The 22,438-nt window shown below is 71.6% G+C and carries 25 protein-coding genes and 2 pseudogenes; 16 read left to right on the forward strand and 11 right to left on the reverse strand.

The annotated features are described in order from the left end of the window. Positions 1–82 precede the first annotated feature (82 nt). From ACXKR8_RS05870 to ACXKR8_RS05885, 4 genes and pseudogenes are all read left to right on the forward strand, one after another. Complete coding sequence (locus ACXKR8_RS05870; RefSeq protein WP_458271822.1) at positions 83–1,684, forward strand: oleate hydratase; 1,602 nt, start codon at positions 83–85, stop codon at positions 1,682–1,684. 136 nt (positions 1,685–1,820) lie between these two features. Further along, entirely contained in the window at positions 1,821–2,756 is a 936-nt protein-coding gene (locus ACXKR8_RS05875; protein WP_458271823.1) for an NADP-dependent oxidoreductase, read from the forward strand. A gap of 33 nt (positions 2,757–2,789) precedes the next feature. Further along, the gene (locus tag ACXKR8_RS05880) at positions 2,790–2,996 is read left to right on the forward strand and encodes a three-helix bundle dimerization domain-containing protein (protein WP_458271824.1); all 207 of its coding nucleotides are present in this window, start codon (positions 2,790–2,792) and stop codon (positions 2,994–2,996) included. Positions 2,997–3,105: 109 nt separating this feature from the next. Further along, positions 3,106–3,294: pseudogene (locus tag ACXKR8_RS05885) on the forward strand (DUF1918 domain-containing protein); the annotation flags it as partial. Positions 3,295–3,452: 158 nt separating this feature from the next. On the opposite strand, the gene ACXKR8_RS05890 reads toward ACXKR8_RS05885, so the two are convergent. Next, positions 3,453–4,037, reverse strand: coding sequence for a hypothetical protein (locus tag ACXKR8_RS05890; protein WP_458271825.1), 585 nt, complete (start codon positions 4,035–4,037; stop codon positions 3,453–3,455). A 183-nt stretch (positions 4,038–4,220) separates the two neighbouring features. Here ACXKR8_RS05890 and ACXKR8_RS05895 point away from each other — a divergent pair, with 183 nt between their 5' ends. Then, a complete protein-coding gene (locus ACXKR8_RS05895; protein ID WP_458271826.1) occupies positions 4,221–5,465 on the forward strand; it encodes a sensor histidine kinase in 1,245 nt (414 codons plus the stop codon). Continuing rightward, positions 5,453–6,101 (forward strand): annotated as a pseudogene (locus ACXKR8_RS05900) (response regulator). The gene ACXKR8_RS05895 and the pseudogene ACXKR8_RS05900 overlap by 13 nt, the downstream one beginning before the upstream one ends. A 179-nt stretch (positions 6,102–6,280) precedes the next feature. On the opposite strand, the gene ACXKR8_RS05905 reads toward ACXKR8_RS05900, so the two are convergent. Continuing rightward, positions 6,281–6,631: a mycothiol transferase gene (locus tag ACXKR8_RS05905; protein WP_462100350.1), complete on the reverse strand. Its 351-nt coding sequence runs from the start codon at positions 6,629–6,631 to the stop codon at positions 6,281–6,283. A 78-nt stretch (positions 6,632–6,709) separates the two neighbouring features. Then, positions 6,710–7,216 (reverse strand): cupin domain-containing protein, encoded by a 507-nt coding sequence (locus ACXKR8_RS05910; protein ID WP_458271829.1) that lies wholly within the window; start codon positions 7,214–7,216, stop codon positions 6,710–6,712. 236 nt (positions 7,217–7,452) lie between these two features. Here ACXKR8_RS05910 and ACXKR8_RS05915 point away from each other — a divergent pair, with 236 nt between their 5' ends. Then, positions 7,453–7,836 carry a winged helix-turn-helix transcriptional regulator gene (locus tag ACXKR8_RS05915; RefSeq protein ID WP_458271830.1) on the forward strand — a complete coding sequence of 128 codons (384 nt, stop codon included), beginning with the start codon at positions 7,453–7,455 and terminating at the stop codon, positions 7,834–7,836. A gap of 187 nt (positions 7,837–8,023) precedes the next feature. Here the strand turns inward: ACXKR8_RS05915 and ACXKR8_RS05920 are convergent, their stop codons facing one another. The 5 genes from ACXKR8_RS05920 to ACXKR8_RS05940 all read right to left on the reverse strand — a co-directional run bounded on the left by ACXKR8_RS05920 (position 8,024) and on the right by ACXKR8_RS05940 (position 11,742). Then, on the reverse strand, positions 8,024–8,236 hold the full coding sequence (locus tag ACXKR8_RS05920) for a DUF6126 family protein (RefSeq protein ID WP_458271831.1): 213 nt from the start codon (positions 8,234–8,236) through the stop codon (positions 8,024–8,026). A 198-nt stretch (positions 8,237–8,434) separates the two neighbouring features. After that, entirely contained in the window at positions 8,435–9,115 is a 681-nt protein-coding gene (locus tag ACXKR8_RS05925) for a CBS domain-containing protein (protein ID WP_458271832.1), read from the reverse strand. A 47-nt stretch (positions 9,116–9,162) separates the two neighbouring features. Beyond that, positions 9,163–9,942: a CBS domain-containing protein gene (locus ACXKR8_RS05930; protein ID WP_458271833.1), complete on the reverse strand. Its 780-nt coding sequence runs from the start codon at positions 9,940–9,942 to the stop codon at positions 9,163–9,165. A gap of 675 nt (positions 9,943–10,617) precedes the next feature. Further along, a complete protein-coding gene (locus tag ACXKR8_RS05935) occupies positions 10,618–11,112 on the reverse strand; it encodes a hypothetical protein (protein WP_458271834.1) in 495 nt (164 codons plus the stop codon). A gap of 114 nt (positions 11,113–11,226) precedes the next feature. Beyond that, on the reverse strand, positions 11,227–11,742 hold the full coding sequence (locus ACXKR8_RS05940; RefSeq protein WP_458271835.1) for a sensor histidine kinase: 516 nt from the start codon (positions 11,740–11,742) through the stop codon (positions 11,227–11,229). A gap of 95 nt (positions 11,743–11,837) precedes the next feature. Between ACXKR8_RS05940 and ACXKR8_RS05945 the strand changes: the two genes are divergently transcribed. The 6 genes from ACXKR8_RS05945 (at position 11,838) to ACXKR8_RS05970 (ending at position 16,452) form a co-directional block, all read left to right on the forward strand. Next, positions 11,838–12,203 (forward strand): FMN-binding protein, encoded by a 366-nt coding sequence (locus ACXKR8_RS05945; RefSeq protein ID WP_458271836.1) that lies wholly within the window; start codon positions 11,838–11,840, stop codon positions 12,201–12,203. Positions 12,204–12,793: 590 nt separating this feature from the next. Then, positions 12,794–13,756 carry an FAD:protein FMN transferase gene (locus ACXKR8_RS05950; protein ID WP_458271837.1) on the forward strand — a complete coding sequence of 321 codons (963 nt, stop codon included), beginning with the start codon at positions 12,794–12,796 and terminating at the stop codon, positions 13,754–13,756. Further along, on the forward strand, positions 13,753–14,493 hold the full coding sequence (locus ACXKR8_RS05955; protein ID WP_458271838.1) for a ferric reductase-like transmembrane domain-containing protein: 741 nt from the start codon (positions 13,753–13,755) through the stop codon (positions 14,491–14,493). The genes ACXKR8_RS05950 and ACXKR8_RS05955 overlap by 4 nt, the downstream gene beginning before the upstream one ends. Beyond that, positions 14,490–15,830 (forward strand): NADH-ubiquinone oxidoreductase-F iron-sulfur binding region domain-containing protein, encoded by a 1,341-nt coding sequence (locus tag ACXKR8_RS05960; RefSeq protein ID WP_458271839.1) that lies wholly within the window; start codon positions 14,490–14,492, stop codon positions 15,828–15,830. The genes ACXKR8_RS05955 and ACXKR8_RS05960 overlap by 4 nt, the downstream gene beginning before the upstream one ends. Further along, positions 15,827–16,045 carry a ferredoxin gene (locus tag ACXKR8_RS05965; RefSeq protein ID WP_462100351.1) on the forward strand — a complete coding sequence of 73 codons (219 nt, stop codon included), beginning with the start codon at positions 15,827–15,829 and terminating at the stop codon, positions 16,043–16,045. The genes ACXKR8_RS05960 and ACXKR8_RS05965 overlap by 4 nt, the downstream gene beginning before the upstream one ends. A 149-nt stretch (positions 16,046–16,194) precedes the next feature. Next, on the forward strand, positions 16,195–16,452 hold the full coding sequence (locus ACXKR8_RS05970) for a hypothetical protein (RefSeq protein ID WP_458271841.1): 258 nt from the start codon (positions 16,195–16,197) through the stop codon (positions 16,450–16,452). Positions 16,453–16,680: 228 nt separating this feature from the next. On the opposite strand, the gene ACXKR8_RS05975 is transcribed toward ACXKR8_RS05970, so the two are convergent. Beyond that, positions 16,681–17,280 carry a cation diffusion facilitator family transporter gene (locus tag ACXKR8_RS05975; protein ID WP_458271842.1) on the reverse strand — a complete coding sequence of 200 codons (600 nt, stop codon included), beginning with the start codon at positions 17,278–17,280 and terminating at the stop codon, positions 16,681–16,683. A gap of 48 nt (positions 17,281–17,328) precedes the next feature. Beyond that, positions 17,329–19,338 carry a heavy metal translocating P-type ATPase gene (locus ACXKR8_RS05980; RefSeq protein WP_458271843.1) on the reverse strand — a complete coding sequence of 670 codons (2,010 nt, stop codon included), beginning with the start codon at positions 19,336–19,338 and terminating at the stop codon, positions 17,329–17,331. 94 nt (positions 19,339–19,432) lie between these two features. On the opposite strand from ACXKR8_RS05980, the gene ACXKR8_RS05985 reads away from it, so the two are divergent. The 3 genes from ACXKR8_RS05985 to ACXKR8_RS05995 all read left to right on the forward strand — a co-directional run bounded on the left by ACXKR8_RS05985 (position 19,433) and on the right by ACXKR8_RS05995 (position 21,974). After that, complete coding sequence (locus tag ACXKR8_RS05985) at positions 19,433–19,807, forward strand: ArsR/SmtB family transcription factor (protein WP_458271844.1); 375 nt, start codon at positions 19,433–19,435, stop codon at positions 19,805–19,807. Between the two features lie 73 nt (positions 19,808–19,880). Further along, positions 19,881–20,552: a response regulator transcription factor gene (locus ACXKR8_RS05990; protein ID WP_458271845.1), complete on the forward strand. Its 672-nt coding sequence runs from the start codon at positions 19,881–19,883 to the stop codon at positions 20,550–20,552. A gap of 6 nt (positions 20,553–20,558) precedes the next feature. Then, positions 20,559–21,974, forward strand: coding sequence for a sensor histidine kinase (locus ACXKR8_RS05995; protein ID WP_458271846.1), 1,416 nt, complete (start codon positions 20,559–20,561; stop codon positions 21,972–21,974). Here ACXKR8_RS05995 and ACXKR8_RS06000 read toward each other — a convergent pair. Further along, complete coding sequence (locus ACXKR8_RS06000) at positions 21,921–22,334, reverse strand: hypothetical protein (protein WP_458271847.1); 414 nt, start codon at positions 22,332–22,334, stop codon at positions 21,921–21,923. The genes ACXKR8_RS05995 and ACXKR8_RS06000 overlap by 54 nt on opposite strands. Between the last annotated feature and the right edge of the window lie 104 nt (positions 22,335–22,438).

Consider the following 22,438-nt stretch of genomic DNA (forward strand, 5'->3'; position numbering starts at 1 on the left):
GCGCCGCGGGCCGAGAGTGGAGACACCCGCCGAACCCGGCGGATGCGCCGCTTCGGCGCGGGAACCAGATGCGGGAGCAATCATGGGCAACGGCGGACTCGGCAACAAGGCCTACGTGGTGGGTGCGGGCATCGCCGGCATGTCGGCGGCGGCCTTCCTGATCCGGGACGCCGACTTCCCGGGGGAGAACATCCACATCCTGGAGGAGCTCCCGGTCCCGGGCGGTTCGTTGGACGGCAGCGGCGCCGCCGAGCAGGGGTATGTGACCCGTGGCGGGAGAATGCTGGAGGACGAGGCCTACACCTGCCTGTGGAACCTGCTGGAGACCATCCCCACCCTGGACGACGCGGCGGTCTCGGTGCGCGAGGAGATCCGGGAGTTCAACGAGAAGTGGCCCACCGAGGCCCACGCCCGGCTGATCGGCCGCGACCAGGGCATCCTGGACGCCTCGCAGCTGGGGTTCAACGCCCACGACCGGGTCGAGCTGGCCCGCCTGCTGGCCCTGCCGGAAGCGGTGATCGGGTCGCGGCGGATCGACGAGTTCTTCTCCGAGCACTTCTTCGCCACCAACTTCTGGGCGATGTGGCGCACCACCTTCGCCTTCCAGAACTGGCACAGCGCGATCGAGCTCAAGCGCTACTTCCTGCGCTTCATGCAGGAGTTCTCCCGCATCCACACCCTGTCCGGGGTCCGCAGGACCCGGCTGAACCAGTACGACTCCATCGTCCGCCCGCTGCACAGCTGGCTCACCGAGCAGGGCGTGCACTTCGAGCACGGCGTCACGGTCACCGACGTGGACTTCACCGGCACCGCCACCGGCGTCAGCGCCGGCCGCCACGCGCAGCGGATCCACCTGGAGCGCGACGGCAGCCCCGAGGTCTGCGAACTGGGCACCGGCGACCTGGTGTTCCTCACCCTCGGCTCGATGACCGCCGACGCCGGCCACGGCGGTGACCACACCGTCCCCGAGCTGGTCCGCGACCACCGCGACGGCGGCTGGGCGCTGTGGGAGACCCTGGCCCGCAAGGCCCCCGACTTCGGCCGCCCCGGCGTCTTCAACGGCAATGTCGGCGAAGCGAAGTGGGAGTCCTTCACGCTGACCATGCGCAGCCCGCTGCTGCTGGAGCGGATCGAGAAGTTCACCGGCGACGCCCCCGGCGCCGGCGCGCTGATGACCTTCAAGGACTCCAACTGGCTGATGTCGATCGTGGTCCCGCACCAGCCGCACTTCGCCGGTCAGCCCGAGGGCGTGTTCACCCTCTGGGGCTACAGCCTGTTCGTCGACACCACCGGCGACCACATCGCCAAGAAGATGTCCGAGGCCACCGGCCAGGAGATCCTCACCGAACTGCTCGGACACCTCGGCTTCGCGGACATCGCCGAGGAGGTGCACGCCACCACGACCGTGACCACGGCGATGATGCCCTACATCACCAGCCAGTTCTCCCGCCGCAGCACCCACGACCGCCCGCTGGTCATCCCCCGCGGCGCCACCAACTTCGCCTTCCTCGGCCAGTACGTCGAGCTGCCCGAGGACGTGGTCTTCACCGTCGAGTACTCGGTCCGCGGCGCCATGCACGCCGTCTACGGCCTGCTCGGCATCGACAAGACCGTCCCCCCGATCTACCACGCCCTCTCCGACCCCAAGACCGCGTTCCTCGCCCTGAAGACCGCCTTCGCCTGACATCGCCGAGCGGCCCGGCGCTCACCGCGCGGTGGGGACCGAGTCGGAATAGAACAGAAGGCGGAGGCCGAGCAGGCCCGCCTCCATCCCTTCGCACTCCCGCACTCCCGCACTCTCACGATCGAGGAGTTCCACCATGAAGGCTCTCGTGGCCACCGGATACGGTCCGCTCGACAAGATCACCATCACCACCGCCACAACGCCCAGCCCTGGGCCCGGGCAGGTGCTGGTGAAGGTGCAGGCCGCCGCGCTCAACCCGCTGGACCTCGCCCTGATCACGGGGGCAGCCAAAGCGCTGTTCCCGGTCGAACACCCGCTGACCGTGGGGATGGACGCCGCGGGAACCGTCGAGGCGATCGGCAGCGGCGTCACCGGCTACGCACCTGGCGACGCGGTCATCGCCTTCGTCGGCCAGGCCGGCTCGGTGGCCGAGTACACCGTCGTCGATGTCGGCCCCCACCTGGCCGAACGCCCTGCCGGGCTCAGCGCGGAGGCCGGCGCGGCCATCCCCGAGTCCGGTATGACCGCCACCTGCCTCCTGCGCGCCGTCGGCCTCGGCGCAGGGCAGAGCGTCCTGATCATCGGCGCCACCGGCGGTATCGGCCTCTATGCCGTCCAGCTCGCGCGGGCGGCCGGCGCCCGGGTGATCGCCACAGCCACGCAGGAGGACGCTTCCTACCTCCGTGCACTGGGGGCGGATGAGACCGTCGACTACAGGACGGGCGACCTCGTCGCGGACACCCTGCGCCTGGTGCCCGGCGGGGTGGACGTGGTCGTGGACCTGATCAACAGCGGCGCCGCCCTCGCCGGCACCGCCCGCGCCGCCCACCCCGGCGGCAAGGTGGTCTCTCCCCTGAACGGCCCCGTCGACCTCGGGCGGGACATCACCGGCACCTACATCGGCAGTTTCACCGCCGAGCCCGGAGACCTCCAGGATCTGGCGGACCGGGCGGCATCCGGCGCGCTGCAGATCGAGATCGGAGCCCGCTACCCCTTCGACGACGCGGTCCAGGCCGTCTCCGACTTCGCCGGCAAGCACCTGCGCGGAAAGGTGGTCATCGCCCTCCCCTGAGCGTGCCCACCGGATGCAGGGGGAAGGAGACACATGTCCCCGGCAATAGCCGACAACGAGACATTCACCCAGATTGCCGCCCGACTCAGAGGCGACTACGGACAGCGCCGAACCCCGGAGCAGATCGACACGGCCGTCACGGCCGCGCTCGACCACTTCAGCGACAGCCGGCTCCGTGCCTTCGTCCCCGTCCTGGCCGAACGCCGTGCTCGCGCCGCCCTGGAGTCGACTGCGGCCTGACTCCCACTTCCGTCGCCGCCAGGGATCGGGCCTGTGGCCTCAGGCCGATCGCGGACACAGCCGCCCGCGGCGGCACCCGTACACGCAGAGGAGAAAACGGATGTCCATGATGACAGCTGCCCTCGGAGACGAGATCGTGGTCGAGAAGACGCGCACCGGCACCGTCCGCAGAGACGGCGAGGTCGTCGGACTGCACCATCCCGACGGCACTCCCCCGTTCGACGTCCGCTGGTCGGACAACGGCCGGACCACGGTGTTCTTCCCCGGCCCGGACTCGCACATCGTGCACCTCACCCACGGCACAGACCGCGCGTGACCGCCCTCCCTTGGATCCCTGCCAGTTCAGCCGGACCGGTCGGGCCGGTGGTTTGGGTGGCGCGCCCCAGGCAAGAGCACCAATCGGTGCGGACCGGATGACTGCTGAGACCACCGTCGTGCTCCGCTCGTGGCTCGGATTCACGGTCGGCGACCCAAGAGCCTGGGACGGCGCCCCGCGCCGGCGGTACGGCCGAGGAGGGCTGCCTGTTCTCTCTTGAGAAGGGTGAATCGGTCGCGCGTGTAGGCTCTCAACTCCCTTCCAGGGTAGGCGATGAGTGATGTGTGCTCCTCGTAGCGACCTTGTGACCATCGTGCGGCGGTGATCTCGTAGCCGGAGACATGGGCACACAGCTGGAGCAGAGAAGGGGGCATTTCCTGCTCGATGAGAAGATCGGCCTTGGTGACCACGACGTCGCGCATCGCCTGGATGTTGGGGATGAAGATGGTGGTGGCCCACGTGCGCCACTCGCTGAGCTCGTCCGCCGTGGGCGGTATCTCATGGTCGAACGGATCGCGCCCATCGGGTCGGGCGTACTTCTCGGCGAAGGTGTCGTAGGTCCTGCTGTTGGCCTCCATCAGCGCGAACAGAGGGCCGTAGAACTCACTCAACTGCAGGTTGACGCGAGCCAGGCGAGCCTGTCGTTGTGCCAGTCGCACACTGTTGAGGTAGGTCGCCAAGTACCCGACGAGTGCCAGTCCACCGGTCACGAGCAGTGTGTTCATGGATGTTGATGCTAGAGCGTGGTGAAGCGAATGGCGTTCGGTTGCCCGGGGTAGGTGATCTCTTGCAGAAAAGGGACTTGACGTCCTCTGAGACCCGGCCCCGGCGTGGTGGTACTGGGTTCACCATGGATGCGGATACAAGATCCATGGCAGGCCCGTGTTGAGGTGCTCTAACGTCGAGCCATGACGATTCCACCCCGGTTGGGGCGCCTGGCACGGCGGGCGCGGCGGGACACCGGCTTCCTGGCCACGGGTGTCCCGGTGCACCTGGCGCTGGTGCCCGTGTGGTCCTGGGGCGCGACGACCACTGCCAGGACGGGGAACTGGGCGCTCGCGCTCCCGGTGTCCGTCGCCCTGGTGCTGAGCGGCGTCCCGGTGCTGACGGCGGTTCAGCGGTACCGGCACCGGGCGCTGCTCGGGGTGGACATCCGTCGCTCGGCGCCCGTGCCGCAGCGGTGGTCGCCGGCCACGGCCCTGCGGTGGCTCTCCTCGCCGCGCGCCTGGCGCCAGGTCGGGTACCACCTGCTGCTGGGCCCGCTGCTGGCCATGTCGGAGCTATTGGTGCTGGCGGCGGCGGCGGTGGGTCTGGCGGGCGCCACCGGGTACGGCTGGGTGTGGGCGGTGCCGGTCGGAGTGCGGCGCGACTGGTTTGGCTGGGCGACGCTGATGCCGTGCTACACCGTGCTCGGCCTCTTTCTGCTGTCCCTCCTTCCCTGGCTCGCCGGGGTGGTAGCCCGGGCGGAGTCGCGCTCCGCCGTGGCGCTGCTCGGACCCAGCCGGGCCGATCGGCTCCAGGAGCGGGTCGCGTACCTGGCGGGCAGCCGCACCGACCTGATCGAGGCGGTCGATGCCGAGCGCCGCCGGATCGAGCGCGACCTGCACGACGGCACCCAGCAGCGGCTGGTCTCGCTGGCGGTCAACCTGGGACTGGCCATGGCCACCCGCCCCGACCTGCCGGGCGAGGCCCGCGAGGTGCTGGCGGAAGCGCACCTGGAGGCGAAGGCGGCGATCGCCGAACTCGGGGATCTGGTACGCGGGTTGCACCCGGCGGTGCTCGAAGACCGGGGCCTGGACGCGGCGTTGTCCGGACTGGCCGCCCGAGTTCCGCTGCCGGTGCGCCTGCGGGTCGAGCTGCCGGAACGGGCGGCGCCCGCCGTGGAGTCGGTTGCGTACTTCGTGGTCTCCGAGGCGCTGGCGAACGTGACCAAGCACGCCGGCGCCTCGCGGGTCGAGGTGACGGTCCGACGGGTCGGGACGGTCCTGCGGGTGAACGTCACCGACGACGGGCTGGGCGGCGCCGACCCCTCCGGTGGCACGGGGTTGAGCGGGCTGGCCAAGCGGGTGGGCTCCGTCGACGGCGTCTTCCGGCTCAGCAGCCCCGTCGGGGGACCGACGACCGTGACGGTGGAGCTGCCGTGCGCGCGGTGATCGCCGAGGACTCGGTGCTGTTGCGGGTCGGCCTGGTCAAAGTGCTGGAGATGGGCGGCTTCCAGGTCGTCGCGGAAGTCGGCGATGCGGAAGCGCTGTTGGCCGCCGTCGAGGAGCACCAGCCCGAACTCGCTCTGGTGGACGTCCGGATGCCGCCCACCTTCACCGACGAGGGCGTGCGGGCGGCCGCGGTGATCCGCCGCGGCCGGCCGCGCACGGCGGTGGTCCTGCTCTCGCAGTACGTGGAGGAGCGGTACGCCACTGACCTGTTGGCGACCAACACGGGCGGAGTGGGCTACCTGCTCAAGCAAACGCGTGGCCGATGTCCAGGACTTCGCAGCAGCGGTACGGCGGGTGGCCGAGGGGGGAACGGCGCTGGACCCCCAGGTCGTCGCCCAACTTCTGCTCCGCCGCGGCGACCCCCTGGCCGTTCTGACCCGGCGCGAGCGGGAGGTGCTGGCCCTGATGGCGGAGGGCCGGTCCAACGCCGGCATCGCCGAGGCGCTGACGGTCAGTGAGAGCGCGGTGGCCAAGCACATCAACAACATCTTCGCCAAACTCGACCTGCCGGTGGCCGATGCGGACCACCGCCGGGTGCTCGCCGTGCTGCGCTTCCTGGGCGCGTCCAGGGGCTGAACCCCGGGGGCACGCCTGCCGTCATCACGGCGACGGGCTCGGCGCCGGCCCACGCTGCGCCGCGTCCGGGGGCACGGGGACGCTGACCGCGGTGACGTTGTAGCACAGGGTCCAGGCCAAGGTCGGCGGTGGCTGCATGTCGCCTTCCTGGAACCGGCCACCCGTCTGGGCGACCTCGGTCATCGCGCTCCGGTGGGCGATGTCACGAGTACGGTCGCCGCCTTTCCGCAGTGCCGCGAGGAGCGCCACCGCGGTGTCCTCGGGGAGGACCTGCCAGCGCCCCTCGATGTCGTCGTCCCCGAAGGGCTCGGGATCGGCTCGGCCAGAAAGCCCCACACCAGCCAGCGCCGCTCCATGTACACCAGGTGATTGAGCAGTTGGAGCGGTGACCATCCGGACGGCAGCCGACTGGTGCGCAGCTCTTCCTCGCTCAGCCCCTCGATCTTCCGGGCGACAGCCGAGCGGTAGTAGTCCAGGAAGCCCAGCAGCAGCGCGGCCGGGTCGGCCTGGCTGCGGTCCGGCTTGTGCATGCCGCGAGTCACCACCCGAGCTTGCCACAGCGAAACGTGAGAGGCCTGCTCAGTCGAATCGAGATGGCCCGTGTTCCGTCATTGCTCCCGGCCCATCATGACGACCGCGATGACGGCGTCCACGGAGTACGGATTCCGCCAGTGGTGCGGGGTGCCCTGCTGGGCGAACGCCTGCCCCGCCGACAGCTCCGCGGACGTCCCGTCCTCCATCTCCAGCACGATCCGCCCGGACAGGACGAACCCGACGTCGAGGGTGGACGTGTGGTGGAACTCCGCGGGCGGCGGAGCGTCAGGGGCCTCGGGGGGCACGGTCACCGACCAGAACCGCACCCCGCCCACCCCTGGGAAGAACGGCGACTCCACCGCGTCGTCCCCTGATTCCAACGCGTCGCCGCCCGGCAGCACCCCGTCGCCCTCCCAGAGCCGGCCCAGGCCGCGCCCGTCCGGGACGGTATCGACGGGCACGACCTCGTCCCGGGCGATCGTCGAGAGGCCCGCCCCGGTCACCCCGGTTTCGACCACTCGGTAGCTGCTCGGCGGCGGTGTTCCATCCTGCTGCCCATACGTCGGTGCGGATCCGGACATGTAGTGCCTCCCAGTGAGTCAGGGGTGGGTGCGCCAACGCGCGCACGTTCGGCCTCGGCGGCTGGTCTCCCGGGCTCGTGCGAAGCCCCGTCCGTATGCGTTGGCCAGATCGATGTGCACCGGTCAGAACATCCTGACCTGGACACTTACGATTGGTATGTAGCATCACGATAGGCCAGTATGAGAAGGCCTACAAAAGGCACATCCGTGTCCGTTACCGAAGGAGAATGTCCGCAATGGACGCCGCCCAGGGGCCTTGCTCCCGCATCCCGGCCGAGCACGCGGAGTTCGTCCGCCAGATCATGGATCGGGTCGGGGACAAGTGGACGTTGATGGTGATCGCGACCCTGCAGGACGGCCGGATGCGCTACACCGAACTGCTGCACGCCATCCCCGGCATCTCCCAGCGCATGCTCTCGCGCACCCTGTCCCAGCTCCACCAGGACGGCCTGATCACCAGGACCGCCTACGCCGAGGTGCCGCCACGCGTGGAATACGCCCTCGCCCCGCTGAGCGCGAGCCTCATCGGCATCGTGGTCTCCCTGATCGACTGGGCCATCACCCACCACGACGAGATCCGCCAGCACCGGGCCAGCGTCGAGACAGCCGACACCCACTAGCGAGGCACGCCCGCGGGGGTGACCGAAAACTGGAGCGGTCGACGGCGGCCGGGACCGGACAGGACATCGGCCGTTCCGCCGACCCACGGCTCCCTCGCCTGGCGGCATCCATGGCGGTGGCACTGGCGTCTCCCGGCTCAGTTCGCCGGGAGGACCGCGACTATGGACGTCCGGGCGATGCGGTAGCTCAGCGGCCGCGTCCACCGAAGAAGAACAGCAGCATCACGAACCCGGCGAAGATATGGAAACCGATGACGTAGATGAACGCCCTGATCCACACGCCGCGGTTGGCGCGCGAGGTGCCCTCGGTGGAACCGGTCACCGACTCGGGCGCGACCGTGGCCGTGGCCGTGGCCGGTGAAGCCGTGACCGGCTCGGGTACGTGGGTCTGTTCGGTCATGGCGGCGGGGCTCCTTGGGCAAGTAGCGGCGTGGGGTTCTCCGTTGGGCGCAGCTCGGAGGCGGGGGCGGATATGCCGGCGGCCCCGTGTGGTCCAGGCCCGGGCCAGCAGGTCGCCGACGCCGGCGGCGTCGGTCGAAGGGCTGGCGGGAGCGTACGTGCGCCACCCGAAGTGGGCGGACGGCGCACGGCGGCGGAGTCAGTAGAGCTCGTTGAACTGCGGCAGGGGACCCACATGGTGCACATCGTCGAGGCGCACCTGGACGTCGACGACTCCTTCAACCGCGCGGACGACCCTGACCACGGTGGAAGCCGTCCTGGTGTCGTCCAGGGCGCCGCCGATGGTGACCCGGCCGTCCTCGACGGTGGCCGTGAGGCGACCGGTGTCGGTGCCCGGGAGTGCCTGCCTCAGCTCGGCGAGCACGGCGCCGGTGAGCTGCTCGTCGCTGACCAGAAAGACCTTGAGCAGGTCGCTGCGACTGACGATGCCGACCACCTGTTCACGTCCGTCCACGACCGGTAGCCGACGCACGTGGCGTCTCGCCATGATCCTGGCGGCTTGGCTGAGGGTGGCGTGCGGACCGATGACAGCGACGGGAACGGTCATGATGTCGCCGACGGTGATGCCACCTGCCTTCTCGAACTCCTCCAGGTGCAGCAGCATCTCGCGCCGGGTGGGGACGCGGTCACGGTAGGCCTCCTTGGGAAGCAGGTCCCCCTGCGAGACGATGCCGACGATGAGGCCGTGGTCGTCCAGCACCGGAACTGCGCTGATGCGGTGTGAGCTGAGCAGCTCGGCCACGTCTTTGAAGGCGGTCTGGCGGGTCACCGAGATCGGTTCGGTGGTCATGACGTCGCGGACCGTGTGCAGGGTGGTCATGATTGCTCATCCCTTTCCGGGAATGGCGGCGGTCGAAGCCGCGGTGGTCACAGGCGGTGCGGGGTCAGTGGGGTGAGGAGGTCGTCGATATCCCAGCGCAGGGTTTCCGCGACGTCGACGACGCCCTCGACCGCACGGACGCGGTCCAGGAGCGTGTTGGCCTGGCTGCGCCGGGTGGTGCGGGCGTCGAGCAGGATCCGGCCGTGGTCGCAGTCCACCCGCAGGGTGGCTCGGTCGGTGCCGGTGTCGGTGGCGAGGGCGAGGTGGAGGACCTCGGAGCGGATCTCCGCGTCGTCCCGGTTCACGGCCTTGAGCAGGTCGCACAGGCAGACCATGCCCACCAGGCGGTGCTGGTCGTCGGTGACGGGCAGGTGGTGGATGCGGTGCCGTAGGGCCACCCAGGACGCGTCGGCGGCGCTGGTCCGGGCCGTGACGGTCCAGGCCGGGGTGGTCATCAGCTCACTGGCCACGACGGCCGCGCCCTTGCGGCGCAATGCGCGGAGCTGGCGGGTTTCGAAGCGGATACCCCGCGGCGGGATGGCCGTCAAGGCGAGCTTGGCGAGAAGGTCAGAGGCTGCGACCAGGCCCATGACCCGGCGTTCGGCATCGACGACGGGCAGCAGGTCATGGTGGTGGTCGCGCACCGCGGCGACCAGCGTGGCGAAGTCGGTCCTGGGGTTGACCGCGACGACCTGGTGGCTCATCAGGTCACCGACGGGGGTGTGCCGAGGCAGCCCGTCCCAGGGGATCCGCGCGGAGGCGGGACGCGGCTCGCGTGCTGTCGTGCCCGTCGTGCCCGTCGTGCCGTGATGATGTGTCGCTGCCATGGCCTTCTCCTGGTGTCCCTCGTCGTTGACCTCACTGTGCGCGCGCCGGCGGGATCCGGCATGGGGCCGATCGGCCCGGATCGTGCGCCGGACGGCATGCCGTGCCCGCATCGGCGGAACGGGTGCGCGGAGGTAGCAACGAGACGACCACTGGCTGGGGGTTAGGGGGTCGGAGGTTCAAATCCTGTCGTCCCGACCAGCATTCGTGCAGGTCACAGGCCTCTTCCGCCGGAAGGCGGGGACGACCTCCGCTGCTTTCCCGGGCCATGTTGCCGCAGGAGCGGGCCGATCTCGGTCTTGGCAGATTTTCGCTGAAGCCGTGAGCAGTTCCGCCAGTTCGGGAGGCGGCCGCAGACAGGCGAGCCGGTATCCGGTCGAACCGGACCGATCACCGTGTCCTGCCCGGACCGGAGGTCCGCGAACAGATGAAAAGCCGTAGTCCAGCGCGACATCTGCAGGAGAAGCGCTGACTGCCGACGGCCCGACAGCGCTGTGAGACCAGAAGCTCGTTCAGAACCGGTAAAGACCAGCCCACTTCGCGCGTTGTCGAGACAGGATGGGATCACCGGCGCTGCAGAGCGTCGCGGACTCGACCCCGCTCCTCGCTCCGCTGTGAGGCAGCGGGGTCGACTTGGTTGCGGCCGGCTGGCTCGTCGAGAAGACTGCCTGCACCCGCTACACCCCCGTGCGGGCCGCACCGGGTTGCGGTTGCGTCGGCTGCGGCAGGGCCGCGCGGGCCGGGGCGAGGCGCACCAGTGCTTCGTAGGTCGCGACGCCGATCACGATGTGCATCACCATCAGGACGGCCACCGCCTGCGCGGACTGGCCCAGTGCCAGGATGTAGACGTCCGGGAGCAGCAGGACCAGGGTGACCAGAACGGCCATCCGCAGGAACAGCCAGCGCGGATCCGAGCTGATCCTTGTGGTGACAGGCCAGGCGAGGCAGGCGATGACCACACCGATGACGGTCAGCTTGCTGTAGTCGGCGAACTGGAAGTGCACGTATCCCTTGGTCGCGGGGAACACGGCCTCGCTCAGAACGACCAGCAGAGCGTCCGCTGCCAGCGAGCCGACGATCGCGCACAGGCTCGCCAGGACGAAGCGCAGCGGGTCGGGCTGACGGTGGGATGGTGCGAAGTCCAGACGCAGACGCGCGGCGAGCGTGTTCACGGAGAGGGTCCTTCCTTGGCTGCCGGGAGGAATCCCATGGTGGTTGGCACGTGAGGTTGTGAAGCATTCTGCCGCACCAGGTACTAAGAACTGGTTCAGCTGGGCTGAGGGTGGTCAGGGCAGGTCGAGTCGGAACTCGGTGCGGCCCGGCCGGCTGCGGACTGCCAGGGTGCCGTTGTGGGCAGCGGCGACGGCATGGGCGACGGCCAAACCCAGTCCGCTGCCGCCGTCGCTCCGGGAGCGGCCTTCTCCACCGCGGGTGAAGCGTTCGAACAGACGGTCCTGGAGTTTTTCGGGGATGCCGGGGCCGTCGTCGGTGACGGTATCCGTGACGCCGGTGGGGAGCTGTACGACGCGCAGGCGGACGGTGGTGCCGGGCGGGGTGTGCAGGCGGGCGTCGGACAGCAGGTTCGCCAGGGCCTGGTGCAGCCGGTCCCGGTCACCGGTGGTCAGGACGGGGGTCTCGGGCAGGTCCAGCAGCCACTGGTGGTCCGGGCCGGCGGCCTGGGATGGCGGCCAGCGGGGTGCGCAGTTCGTGGCCGGCGTCGGCGGCGAAGCTGCGCAGGCGTTCCTGGGAGGCGTGCCGTTGCGCCAGCGCGGTCTCGACGTGGTTGAGCAGCCCGGCTCCACTACCTGCTCGGTTCCCGCGCCGAGGTAGGCGAGCCGCTGGAAGCGCGCACGCTTCTGCCAAACCGCACCACACCACCGCTCTCGCCGTCCCGGCCGTGGTGGCACCGACCCGGCAGCCCACCGCGCCCGCGACCTCCGCCACACCCGCGCCCGGCACCTCCGCCGCCCCCAAGTCCTCCCAGAATTCCGTGCGCACCGTCACCGGCGGCACCGTGGAAACCCGTTGGGGCCCGGTCCAGGTCAAAGTCACCCTCACCGGAACGAAGATGACCGCCGTCGACCTCCTCCAGCAGCCCGACGGCAACTCCCGCGACCAGGAGATCAACTCCCAGGCCATCCCGATCCTCACCCAGGAAGGTCTGGCCGCCCAGAGCGCGAGAATAGACGCGGTCTCCGGGGCCGGCTACACCAGCGAGGGCTACATCGCCTCCCTGCAGAGCGCCCTCGACGCCGCCAAGTAGTACGTCGGCCCGCCCTCCGCCGCCGCAAGCTTTACGGCTTCCGAAGGTTTTCTGAACCGGTTCCCGCCGGTCGTTCGCGGAGTCTGGGAAGTGGACACCCAGTCGGGTTCCCCCAGGGGCATGACGTGGACGGTGCGCGGACGGCTCCTGGGAGGTCGATTCACGAGGAGCCGTACGATGCCCCACTTCGGTCACCTGCCGGGCGGTCGAGCGGTACGGCAACGCGACCGGGGACGGCGCAGGGTCCAGTTGGCCACTGTCGGGATCAGTGTCGCCGCCGCGGCCGGCTCGATCGTGCTCGCCACCGGCTACGCCCAGTCGCTGCCGGGCAAGGCGGCACCGGCTTCGATACCGGTCCCGGCCACCAGTAAGGCGCCCGCCGCTCCGTCGGCCAGTGGTACGGCCACCCTGGTTCCCCCGCCCACGGCGTCACACGCACCGGCATCTCCGTCTGCCTCGGCGACCCGCCACACGCGCCGACCGGCTGCGGTCGCGCCGAGTCTGACACCGCCTGCCCAGCCGCCCACCACAGCACCGGCACCGGCGCAGCAGCCGCCGCAGCCCGCTCCCACGACGAAATCCGGTGCCTCGTGACCGTGGCCCCCACCGGCCCCGCCACGATCAGCTTCCCGGCGCTCGGCACGACCGCGGTGCTGGTGGTCGCCCAGGGCGCGGCGACGGCAGCGGCCCGGCGAGTGCTGGAGCAGGAGCTCGCGGCGATCGACCTGGCCTGCAGCCGGTTCCGCCCCGACTCCGAACTCTCCCGCGCCAACGCCGCCCAGGGCCGTCCGTTCCAGGTCGGTGCGCTGTTCGCGCAAGCCCTGGACGTCGCGCTGCGCGCCGCCGAACTGACCGGCGGCCTGGTGGACCCGACCGTGGGCCCGGCACTGGCGGCGCTGGGCTACGACCGGACCTTCGCCGCTGTTCGCCCCGAGGACGTCCGGCCTGCGGTGCCTGTTCCGGCAGCCGGCTGGCGACAGATCGAGTGGGACCCCGCAACGCGGTGGCTCCGTCTTCCCGCCGGGACGGCTCTGGACCTGGGCGCCACCGCCAAGGCCCTGGCCGCGGACCGGGCCGCCGCACGGGCAGCCCGTGCGGCCGGCTGCGGCGTGCTGGTCAGCCTGGGCGGGGACCTGTCCGCCGCCGGCGGGGCGCCCGCGGACGGCTGGCAGGTCGAGATCGCCGACCACCACGCCGCTGCGACTCCCGTCCCGGGGCCGGTCGTGGCCGTGCGCGGCGGCGGCCTGGCGACATCCGGGATCGTCGCGCGGACCTGGCGCCGCGGGGGCCGGACCCTGCACCACCTCGTTGATCCCGCTACCGGCGATGTCCCCGCACCCTGCTGGCGCACGGTCAGCGTGGCCGCCGCAACCTGCGTGGACGCCAACACCGCCAGCACCGCCGCCGTGCTCCTCGGTGAACGGGCACCCCGTTGGTTGCAGGAGCGCTCCCTGCCCGCGCGCCTGGTGCGTTCCGACGGCAGCGTGGTCAGTACCGGCGGCTGGCCCGCCGACCCGATCGTCCCGGTCTCCGTCGAACGAGGTGCGCGATGACGACGACCGCCGCGGTCCCACTCGCCGCCGCGGGCCCCAGCCCGCTGTGGTACGCCACCCGGGCCGGCGGCACCGTTGCGCTGGTGCTGCTGACGGCGACCATGGTGCTCGGCATCGTCGTGGGCGGCCAGTACGCACCCAAGCGGATGGCCCGGTTCGAGATCAGCACCCTGCACCGCAATCTGTCGCTGCTGAGCCTGGCGTTCCTGGTCCTGCACATCGTCACCGCGATCGCCGACACCTTCGTCCATCTGACGTGGTGGGACGCGGTCCTGCCGTTCGTCTCCTCCTACCGGACCCTGTGGCTGGGCCTGGGCACCCTGGCCTTCGACCTGCTGCTCGCGGTCCTGGCCACCAGCGCCGTCCGGCTGCGGCTGGGAGTGCGGCGCTGGAAGGCCGTGCACTGGGCGGCCTACGCCTGCTGGCCGCTGGCCGTCTTCCACGGGGCCGGCAGCGGCACCGACACCAAACTCACCCTGCAACTGCTGCTCTACGCGGCCTGCGTGGCCGCGGTCGTGGCGGCCGTGTGGTGGCGGCTGCACCGCGCCGGACCGGAACGGCGCACCGTCCGGATCTGGGCCGGTGCCGCGACCGTGGCAGTCCCGCTGCTGCTGGCCGCGTTCCTGGTCGGCGGGCCGCTCAAGGCCGGTTGGGCCACCCGCGCGACCGGCCCCTCCCCCACCACCGCAGCCGCTGCCGTGGCCGCGTTCCCCGACCGCACGGGAGGACTCCAGTGAACCGGGATCCCGCAACCGCCCTGGCCGACTCGGTGTACCAGCAGCCGCGTGTGCCGTACGGCAGCCGCCTGCTCACCGGCTGGTACACCACCGGACGACCGGCCGACCTGGCCGAGCACCAGCACCGCTACGGCCCGATGCGCCCCTCCCGCGGCCACGAGGCCGCCGGCCTGATCCGGGCCGTGGAGCAGGCCGGACTGACCGGGCGCGGCGGGGCGGCCTTCCCCACCGGCCGCAAGCTGCGCACCGTGGCCGAAGCCCGCGGCCGGGCGGTGGTCGTGGTCAACGCCATGGAGAGCGAACCGGCCAGCAGCAAGGACCAGGTCCTGCTGAACCTGGCCCCGCACCTGGTCCTGGACGGGGCAGCCCTGGCCGCGGCGGCGGTGGGCGCCGACGAGATCCACCTGTGCCTGCCGCGCACCCGCGAGGACCAGCGCCGCGCCCTGGTCCTGGCCGCCTCGGCCCGACGGCACCAGGGGGTCGACACCCTGCCGGTGCAGGTCCACTCGCTGCCGCACCACTACGTCTCCAGCGAGGAGACCTCGCTGGTGCGCTGGCTCAACGGCGGCGAAGCCCGCCCGCTGGCCACCCCGCCGCGCCCCTTCGAGAAGGGCGTCGGCGGGCGCCCCACCCTGATCGACAACGTGGAGACCCTGGCCCACCTGGCCCTGATCGCCCGCTACGGCCCCGATTGGTTCCGCACCCTGGGCACCCCCGGCGCGCCGGGCACCACCCTGGTCACCGTCTCCGGCGCGGTCCGCACCCCCAGCGTCTACGAGATCCCGCTCGGCACCACCCTGGGCACCGTCGTCGACATGGCCGGCGGCCCCGCCCACCCGCTGGAGGCCGTGCTGGTCGGAGGCTTCTTCGGCAGCTGGCTCCCGGCCGGTCAGGCCATGGCCACACCCTTCACCAAGACCGCCCTGGCCGCGGTCGGCGCCGGGCCGGGCGCCGGGGTCCTGGTGGCACTCCCCCAGGACGCCTGCGGACTGGCCGAGACCGCACGAATCCTGTCCTACCTCGCCGCCCAGAGCGCCCGCCAGTGCGGGCCGTGCCTGTTCGGCCTGCCCGCCGTGGCCGAGGACTTCGCCCACCTGGCCTGGGGACGGACCGACTACGACCGGTTCGACCGACTCCACCGCAGAGTCGGCCTGCTGCCCGGCCGCGGAGCCTGCCGTCACCCCGACGGAGCCTCCCGGCTCGCCGCCACCGCGCTGGACGCCTTCGCCGACGACGTCCGCCACCACCTGACCCGCGGCCCGTGCGCGGCGGCAGGCCGACGTCCCGTCATCCACATCCCCGACCACCCGGGACCCGCCCAGGAGGGATGGCTGTGACCGGTGACGCCCGCCTCGGCATCGACCGCATCGCCTGCGAGGGGAGGGGCCTGTGCGCCGAACTGCTTCCGGAACGGATCAGCCTCGACGAGTGGGGCTACCCGATCATCCCCGAGCCCTCGGTGCCCGCCCCTCTGCTCGCCCACGCCCGGCGCGCGGTGGCCGCCTGCCCGGTCCTGGCCCTGCGGTTGGAACGCCCCCCGACCCAGCGCTGAACCCGGCGGCACGGCGAGCGCTGATCTTAGGAGAAACTGCAGGCTTTCCAAGGCAGTTGCCAACAGGTCGCGCCACACACTGGGAGCAGGGCAGTGCGCCGGACGCGGGCCCCATACCCGGGGGTCCCGTCGGCGGCACGCCCGGGGAGGTGAGGGCGACGGACATCCACCGCAGCCTTGAACGCGATCACGCACTGGCCAGGGCAGCGTCCTGGACCCGCGCCACGGCCGTGGCCGCCGTCGTTGCGTGCGCGGCACTCGGGGCAGGCTTCGCGCACGTCCTCCCCGGCCACACCGCCGCGCAGACCGGCACCGGCAGTGGCACCTCGCCGCGCACCCAGCCGGCTCCCGCACAGCCCCCTGCCCCTGGCCAGGGCCCCGGCCAGGTCACCTCCGGTGCGTCGTGAGCGGGGAATTCCCCTCCGCTGTGGCGTTCGCCCCCGCCTGGGGAGTACTGGCCCGCAGGCACCGTCACCCTGGCCGCGGCCCGCACCGCGATCGGCACGGACTGGACCACCGCACTGGCGAAGCTCGGTCTGAACTGACCCGACACCCCGTCAGCTCGCCTGCGGTGCCGCAGGGCGCTGGGCAAGCGGGATGCCCGTGTCCTGGTTCAACCGCCTCGGCTCCCTAGGTCAGCGGTCGCCGGAGAAGATCTCCTCGACCTCGCGGGCCGCGTAGTAGACCAGGACGTATCCGGCGGCCGGGTCCGCCCACCACCAGCCCAGGGCGAAGTTCGCCAGCAGGCCGAGCAGGACGGCGGCGGCCAGCAGCCCGTCGATCATGGTGACCCGGCCCTCGGCCTGCAGCACCGGATTCCCAAGGGCCGCCCCGGTGCGGGCCTTGCCCGCCGCGAGCGCGAACATCACCGCGGCCGTGACCGCGGTCCAGGCGACCCCCAGCAGCGAGTGACCCGGGTGGAAGCCCGCGACCAGGACCCAGGTGCTCTGGACGAGCAGGTACAGGGCCAGGACGGCGAAGCCCGCGCCGATCAGTCCCAGGGCGCGGCGCCGGCGCTCCTCACCGGTGGCGGACAGTTCCCAGAGCACGACGGTGGAGGCGCCGATCTCGATCAGGGAGTCCAGGCCGAAGCCGGCCAGCGCCACCGACCGGGCACTGATCGCGGCCAGCGCCAGCACCACGATGCCGACCACGTTCCAGGCCAAGGTGGCGTACTCCAGCGCGAACCCGCGCCGCAGCAGCGCGGCAGGTGCCGGATCGAGGGGGACGGTCAAGGCGGGGCTCCCATCAGGCGGGGCGTGGGCTGCGCGGAGTAGGCCTGCTCACCGGCCGGCCCCGCCCGGAACCGCGGCGCCGGCTTGAGCTGCGCGCCGCCACGCGGCGTCACGCAGCAGCCGCAGGCCGTTCAGGCCCACGATGACGGTGGAGCCCTCGTGGCCCAGCACGCCGAGCGGCAGCGGCAGGTGGCCGACCAGGTCCCAGACGACCAGGGTGGTGATGAACACCGAGGCGATGACCAGATTCTGCACCACCAGGCCGCGGGCCCGCCGCGAGAGCGCCACCACGGTGGGGACGGTGGCCAGTTCGTCGCGCACGATGACCGCGTCGGCGGTCTCCAGCGCGAGGTCGGAGCCGGCCCGGCCCAACGCGACGCCGATGTGGGCGGCGGCCAGCGCCGGGGCGTCGTTCACTCCGTCGCCGACCACCAGCACCCGGCGCCCGGCGGCTTCCTGCTCCCGGACGACGGCGACCTTGTCCTGGGGCAGCAGCCCGGCACGGACGTCGCCGATGCCGACCTCGGCCGCGAGGCGCGCGGCGGCCCGCGGGTTGTCGCCGGTCACGAGCATCGGCGCGGAACCGGTCAGTGCCGTCAGCGCGGCGACAGCGGCGGCGGCGTCGGGGCGCAGCCGGTCGGCGATGCCGAGGATGCCGACCGGGGACCCGTCGCGTTCGACCAGGACTGCCGTGCGGCCCCCGTGCTCCAGTTCCTCCGCGAGGGCGGTGGCCCTGGCGGACCGCGCGTTCGTGGAGCCGCTCAGCAGCCGGGCCGGAGCGCCGACAGCGACCGCGGCTCCTTCGACTGTGGCGGTGACGCCGATGCCCGGGGCTGAGGTGAAGTCCCGCGCGGTCGGCAGGACCAGGCCGCGCTCGCGGGCCGCATCCAGCACGGCCCGCGCGAGCGGGTGCTCACTGGGGTGCTCGGCCGACGCCGCCAGGGTGAGCAGGGCGTCCTCGGTCAGGCCGCTGCCGGCCAGGGGGCGGATGTCGGTGATCCGAGGGGTGCCCTCGGTCAGGGTGCCGGTCTTGTCCAGCGCCACCGCGTCGACCTGGCCCAGGCGTTCCATGACCACGGCGGACTTCACCAGCACCCCGTGCCGCCCGGCGATGGCGATCGCCGAGAGCAGGGGCGGCATGGTGGCCAGCACCACCGCGCAGGGGGATGCGACGATCATGAAGGTCATCGCCCGCAGCAGCGAGCCGGTCACGGCCGCCCCGAACGCCCATGGGATCAGGAACACCGCCAGGGTGGCGACGACCATGCCGAGCGAGTAGCGCTGCTCGACCTTCTCGATGAACAGTTGGGTGGGGGCCTTGGTCCCGGAGGCCTCCTCGACCATCCTCACGATCCGGGCGATCACCGAGTCGGAGGCGTCGCGCTCCACCGTGACGCGCAGGGACCCGGTGCCGTTCAGGGTGCCGGCGAAGACCTCCTCGCCGCTCTCCTTGGCCACCGGCAGGGGTTCACCGGTGATGGTGGCCTGGTCGACCTCGCTCGCACCGTCCAGGACGCGGCCGTCGGCGCCGACCCGCTCGCCGGGCCGGATCAGGATGGTGTCGCCCAACGTCAGGGCCGCGGTGGCGACCGTCTCCTCGGTGCCGTCGTCCAGCAGTCGGGTGGCGGTGGTGGGGGCCAGGTCGAGCAGGCCGCGCACCGAGTCCTGGGTGCGGGCGGTCGCCAGGGCCTCCAGTGCGCCGGAGGTGGCGAAGATGACGACCAGCAGCGCGCCGTCCATCACCTGACCGATCGTGGCCGCGCCGAGGGCGGCCACGATCATCAGCAGGTCCACGTCCAGGGTCTTCTCCCGCAGCGCCCGCAGCCCGGCCCAGCCCGGCTCCCAGCCACCGGCGACATAGGCGACCGCATACAGCGGCCCCCATGCCCAAGGGCCGGCGCCGGCCAGTTGCAACGGCAGGGCGATCAGGAACGCGACCGTGGCGGCTGCCGCCCAGCGGGCCTCGGCCAGCGCGAACACCCGGGTGCGCCGCCCGGGGGCCGGCGAGTCACCGCGGACCGCGGCGGGAGCGGGCCGTCGGGTGAGGGTCGTGGACATCGGTGGTTCCTTCGCAAGGGCAGGACGGGGGCGACCCGTCCACCATAGCGGAATGATTGAACAGTCATTCACGCATCATCGGTAGGATGCAGGTATGGGACACGGAGTCGACGAGAGAGCGCGCGCCAGTGCACGCGAGCGCCTGGACCACGTCGGCAGCGCGAGTGTGGCCACCATGCTCCAGGCCCTGGCCACCCCGTCCCGGCTGCTGATCCTGGCCCGTCTGGTCGAGGGCCCCTGCGCGGCCAGCGACCTGGCGACGGCGGCCGGCATGGAGCGCTCCGCCTGCTCGCACCAGCTACGGCTGCTGAAGAACCTCGGCCTGGTGGTCGCCGAACGGCACGGCCGCTCGATGGTCTACGCCCTGTACGACAACCATGTCGCCGAACTCCTGGACCAGGCCGTCTACCACGTCGAACATCTGAGACTGGGCCTGACCGACGTCGAGGACATCGCCACCGCCGAATGACGGCGACGTGCTGGACCTCTTGGCCGGTCGACCCTCGCCGCGGATCTAGGCTGTGCGCATGCAGGAGCCGGAAATGAGCGCAGGGGTCGTACGGGTGCTGGTGGTCGAGGACGATCCAGGGATCGCCCGGTCGCTGGTCCGCGGGCTGGACCGGGCCGGATACCAGGCGCACAGCGTCGATACCGGGCGCGCCGCCCTGACGGCCGAGCCGTTGCCCGACCTGGTGCTGCTGGACCTCGGACTGCCCGACCTCGACGGGCTGGAGGTCTGCCGGATGCTGCGCCGGCGCTCGGACCTGGCGATCATCGTGGTGACCGCGCGCGGCGAGGAGGGCGACCGGGTCTCGGCTCTGGACGACGGGGCCGACGACTACCTGGTCAAACCCTTCGGCCTGTCCGAGCTGCTGGCCCGGATCCGGGCGGTGCTGCGCCGCACCCACCCCGCGGTGCCGGAACTGCTGCGGCACGGGCCGCTCGCCGTCGATCCTCGGACCCGCAAGGTGACCGTCGCCGACCACGAGATCCTGCTGACGCCCAAGGAGTTCGACATCCTGGAATGCCTGGCCGTGGATCCCGGGCGGGTGGTGACCCGTCAGGAGATCCTGGAGCGGGCCTGGGACGCGCACTGGTACGGCCCCAGCAAGGTCCTGGACGTCCACATGGCCGCGCTGCGCCGCAAACTCGGCGTCCCCGGAATCGTCGAGACGGTCTACGGCCGGGGCTTCCGCCTCGGCGAACTGGACTGACCGGCGATGACGCGCCGTATCGCGCTGACGGTCCTGGCCCTGGTCACCGTGCTGCTGCTGCTGGCCGTGGTGCCGCTGGGCTGGCTGCTGACCGAGCGTGAGCAGACCTCCTACCGCAGCAGCGCCCAGGCCGACGCCCGAGCGATCTCCTCAGCCGCCGAGGAGCACCTGTCCGATCACAAGTCCGACGCCCTGATGCGCCAACTCCTGGACCAGGCACAGGAACGGGGTGACTGCGCGGCGGTCTACGACGCGCACGGCGCGGTCTTCGCACGCACGTCGTGCAGCACTGCCACGACCGGGAGCGTCCCTGTCCTGGCCGCCGACACCCTCGCGGATCCGACCACCCGCACGAAGGACGCCCACAACCGGCTGACGGTGGCCGAGCCGGTCGGGGACAGCGAGGACGCGGTCGGTGTCGCCGTGCTGGTGCGCTCCCTCGACCCGCTGGGTGACCGGCTCATGGCGGTCTGGGGCTGGCTGGCGCTGATCGCCGTGACCGGGCTGCTCGCCGGGTCGCTGGTCTCGGTCCGCCTGGCCCGCTGGGTGGGCCGTCCGCTCCAGGCGGTCGACCAGGTCGCCCAGCGGCTGGGCGAGGGCGCGCTGGAGGTACGGGCCGAGGCCGGCAGCGGGCCGCCGGAGGTGCGGCGGCTGGCGGCGACGTTCAACACCATGGCGGCGCGTACGGAGACCCTGATCCACGGCCACCGCACGGTCATCGCGGACGTGTCGCACCAGCTGCGGACACCGCTGGCGGCACTCCGGCTGCGTCTTGACCTGCTGGCCGGCGATGTCGACGGCGACGCGGCACAGGAACTGGCAGGTGCTCAGGAAGAGATCGCCCGCCTGTCGCGGCTGGTGGACGGACTGCTCGCGGTCGCCCGGGCCGAGAGCGCGGTACCCAAATCGGTCTCGGTGCGGATCGACGAGTCGGTCGCCGAACGCGTCGCGGCCTGGGATCCGGTGGCGGGCGAGCGGCAGGTGGCACTGACGGCCCACTGCCGCCAGGGACTCAGCGCCCTGCTCGGCACCGGCGACCTGGAGCAGGTGCTCGACAACCTGATCGCCAACGCCCTGGACGCCGTTCCGGCGCGGGGCCGGGTCCGCATCGAGGCGGAGTCGGGGCCGGGCTCACTGGGCCGGGAAACGGTCCACCTCCGGGTGGTCGACGACGGGCCGGGGATGACCGCCCGCGCCAGGGAGTCCGCGTTCCGCCGCTTCGGCAACCCCGAGGCGCGCGGCAGCGGACTGGGCCTGGCCATCGTGCACCGGTTGGTCACCGCCAACGGCGGCACCGCCGCACTCAAGGACACACCGGGAGGCGGCCTGACCGTGGCGCTGGAACTCCCTGCCGCGCGCCCCGCTCGGCTACTCGGCCCCGACGGAGACGGGCTCGGCATGCTCGGCGTCCAGGGCCACTGAGGTCCTGGCAGCACGGAGGGCCAGTAGGGCGAGTACCAGCAGGACGCCTTCCACCACCACGCTGATCAGACCCAGCGGCTCGGTCCAGTTCCCCCTGTCGTCGCTGTAGTCCGGCAGCCCGGGTCCGCGCGACAGGACGAAGCCGACCAGCGGACCCAGCGCCACACCCGCGGCGAGAGGCCATCCGAGCGTCGGCAGCAGCCTGCCGCCCACCAGGAGGAGCAGAGCGCCGAGGACTCCGGCTGCCTCCAGCAGGTAGTAGCCGACACCCACGTACCCGGGGGACTTGCTGCCGGCGAACCCGCCCTGGTCCTGGATGTGGATCCAGGAGACCGCGAGGCACAACACGGCCGCGCCCACGCGAGCGGACCATGAACGTAACACGTTATTCATGCTCATGACACTCTTTTCTTCGTAGGGATACGTCTTTCGTGGACTGCGTCGATGCATTCCCACACTAATGC

The sequence above is a fragment of the Streptacidiphilus sp. PAMC 29251 genome (assembly GCF_054208735.2).

Bases quoted from the DNA above. Each gene is read 5' to 3' on its own strand.
- ACXKR8_RS05895 (WP_458271826.1), top strand. From the start codon at position 4,221: ATGACGATTCCACCCCGGTTGGGGCGCCTGGCACGGCGGGCGCGGCGG.
- ACXKR8_RS05980 (WP_458271843.1), bottom strand. From the start codon at position 19,338: ATGTCCACGACCCTCACCCGACGGCCCGCTCCCGCCGCGGTCCGCGGT.
- ACXKR8_RS05955 (WP_458271838.1), top strand. From the start codon at position 13,753: ATGACGACGACCGCCGCGGTCCCACTCGCCGCCGCGGGCCCCAGCCCG.
- ACXKR8_RS05890 (WP_458271825.1), bottom strand. From the start codon at position 4,037: ATGAACACACTGCTCGTGACCGGTGGACTGGCACTCGTCGGGTACTTG.
- ACXKR8_RS05880 (WP_458271824.1), top strand. From the start codon at position 2,790: ATGTCCCCGGCAATAGCCGACAACGAGACATTCACCCAGATTGCCGCC.
- ACXKR8_RS05990 (WP_458271845.1), top strand. From the start codon at position 19,881: ATGAGCGCAGGGGTCGTACGGGTGCTGGTGGTCGAGGACGATCCAGGG.
- ACXKR8_RS05930 (WP_458271833.1), bottom strand. From the start codon at position 9,942: ATGGCAGCGACACATCATCACGGCACGACGGGCACGACGGGCACGACA.
- ACXKR8_RS05925 (WP_458271832.1), bottom strand. From the start codon at position 9,115: ATGACCACCCTGCACACGGTCCGCGACGTCATGACCACCGAACCGATC.
- ACXKR8_RS05910 (WP_458271829.1), bottom strand. From the start codon at position 7,216: ATGTCCGGATCCGCACCGACGTATGGGCAGCAGGATGGAACACCGCCG.
- ACXKR8_RS05875 (WP_458271823.1), top strand. From the start codon at position 1,821: ATGAAGGCTCTCGTGGCCACCGGATACGGTCCGCTCGACAAGATCACC.
- ACXKR8_RS05985 (WP_458271844.1), top strand. From the start codon at position 19,433: ATGGGACACGGAGTCGACGAGAGAGCGCGCGCCAGTGCACGCGAGCGC.
- ACXKR8_RS05870 (WP_458271822.1), top strand. From the start codon at position 83: ATGGGCAACGGCGGACTCGGCAACAAGGCCTACGTGGTGGGTGCGGGC.
- ACXKR8_RS05915 (WP_458271830.1), top strand. From the start codon at position 7,453: ATGGACGCCGCCCAGGGGCCTTGCTCCCGCATCCCGGCCGAGCACGCG.
- ACXKR8_RS05920 (WP_458271831.1), bottom strand. From the start codon at position 8,236: ATGACCGAACAGACCCACGTACCCGAGCCGGTCACGGCTTCACCGGCC.
- ACXKR8_RS05995 (WP_458271846.1), top strand. From the start codon at position 20,559: ATGACGCGCCGTATCGCGCTGACGGTCCTGGCCCTGGTCACCGTGCTG.
- ACXKR8_RS05905 (WP_462100350.1), bottom strand. From the start codon at position 6,631: ATGCACAAGCCGGACCGCAGCCAGGCCGACCCGGCCGCGCTGCTGCTG.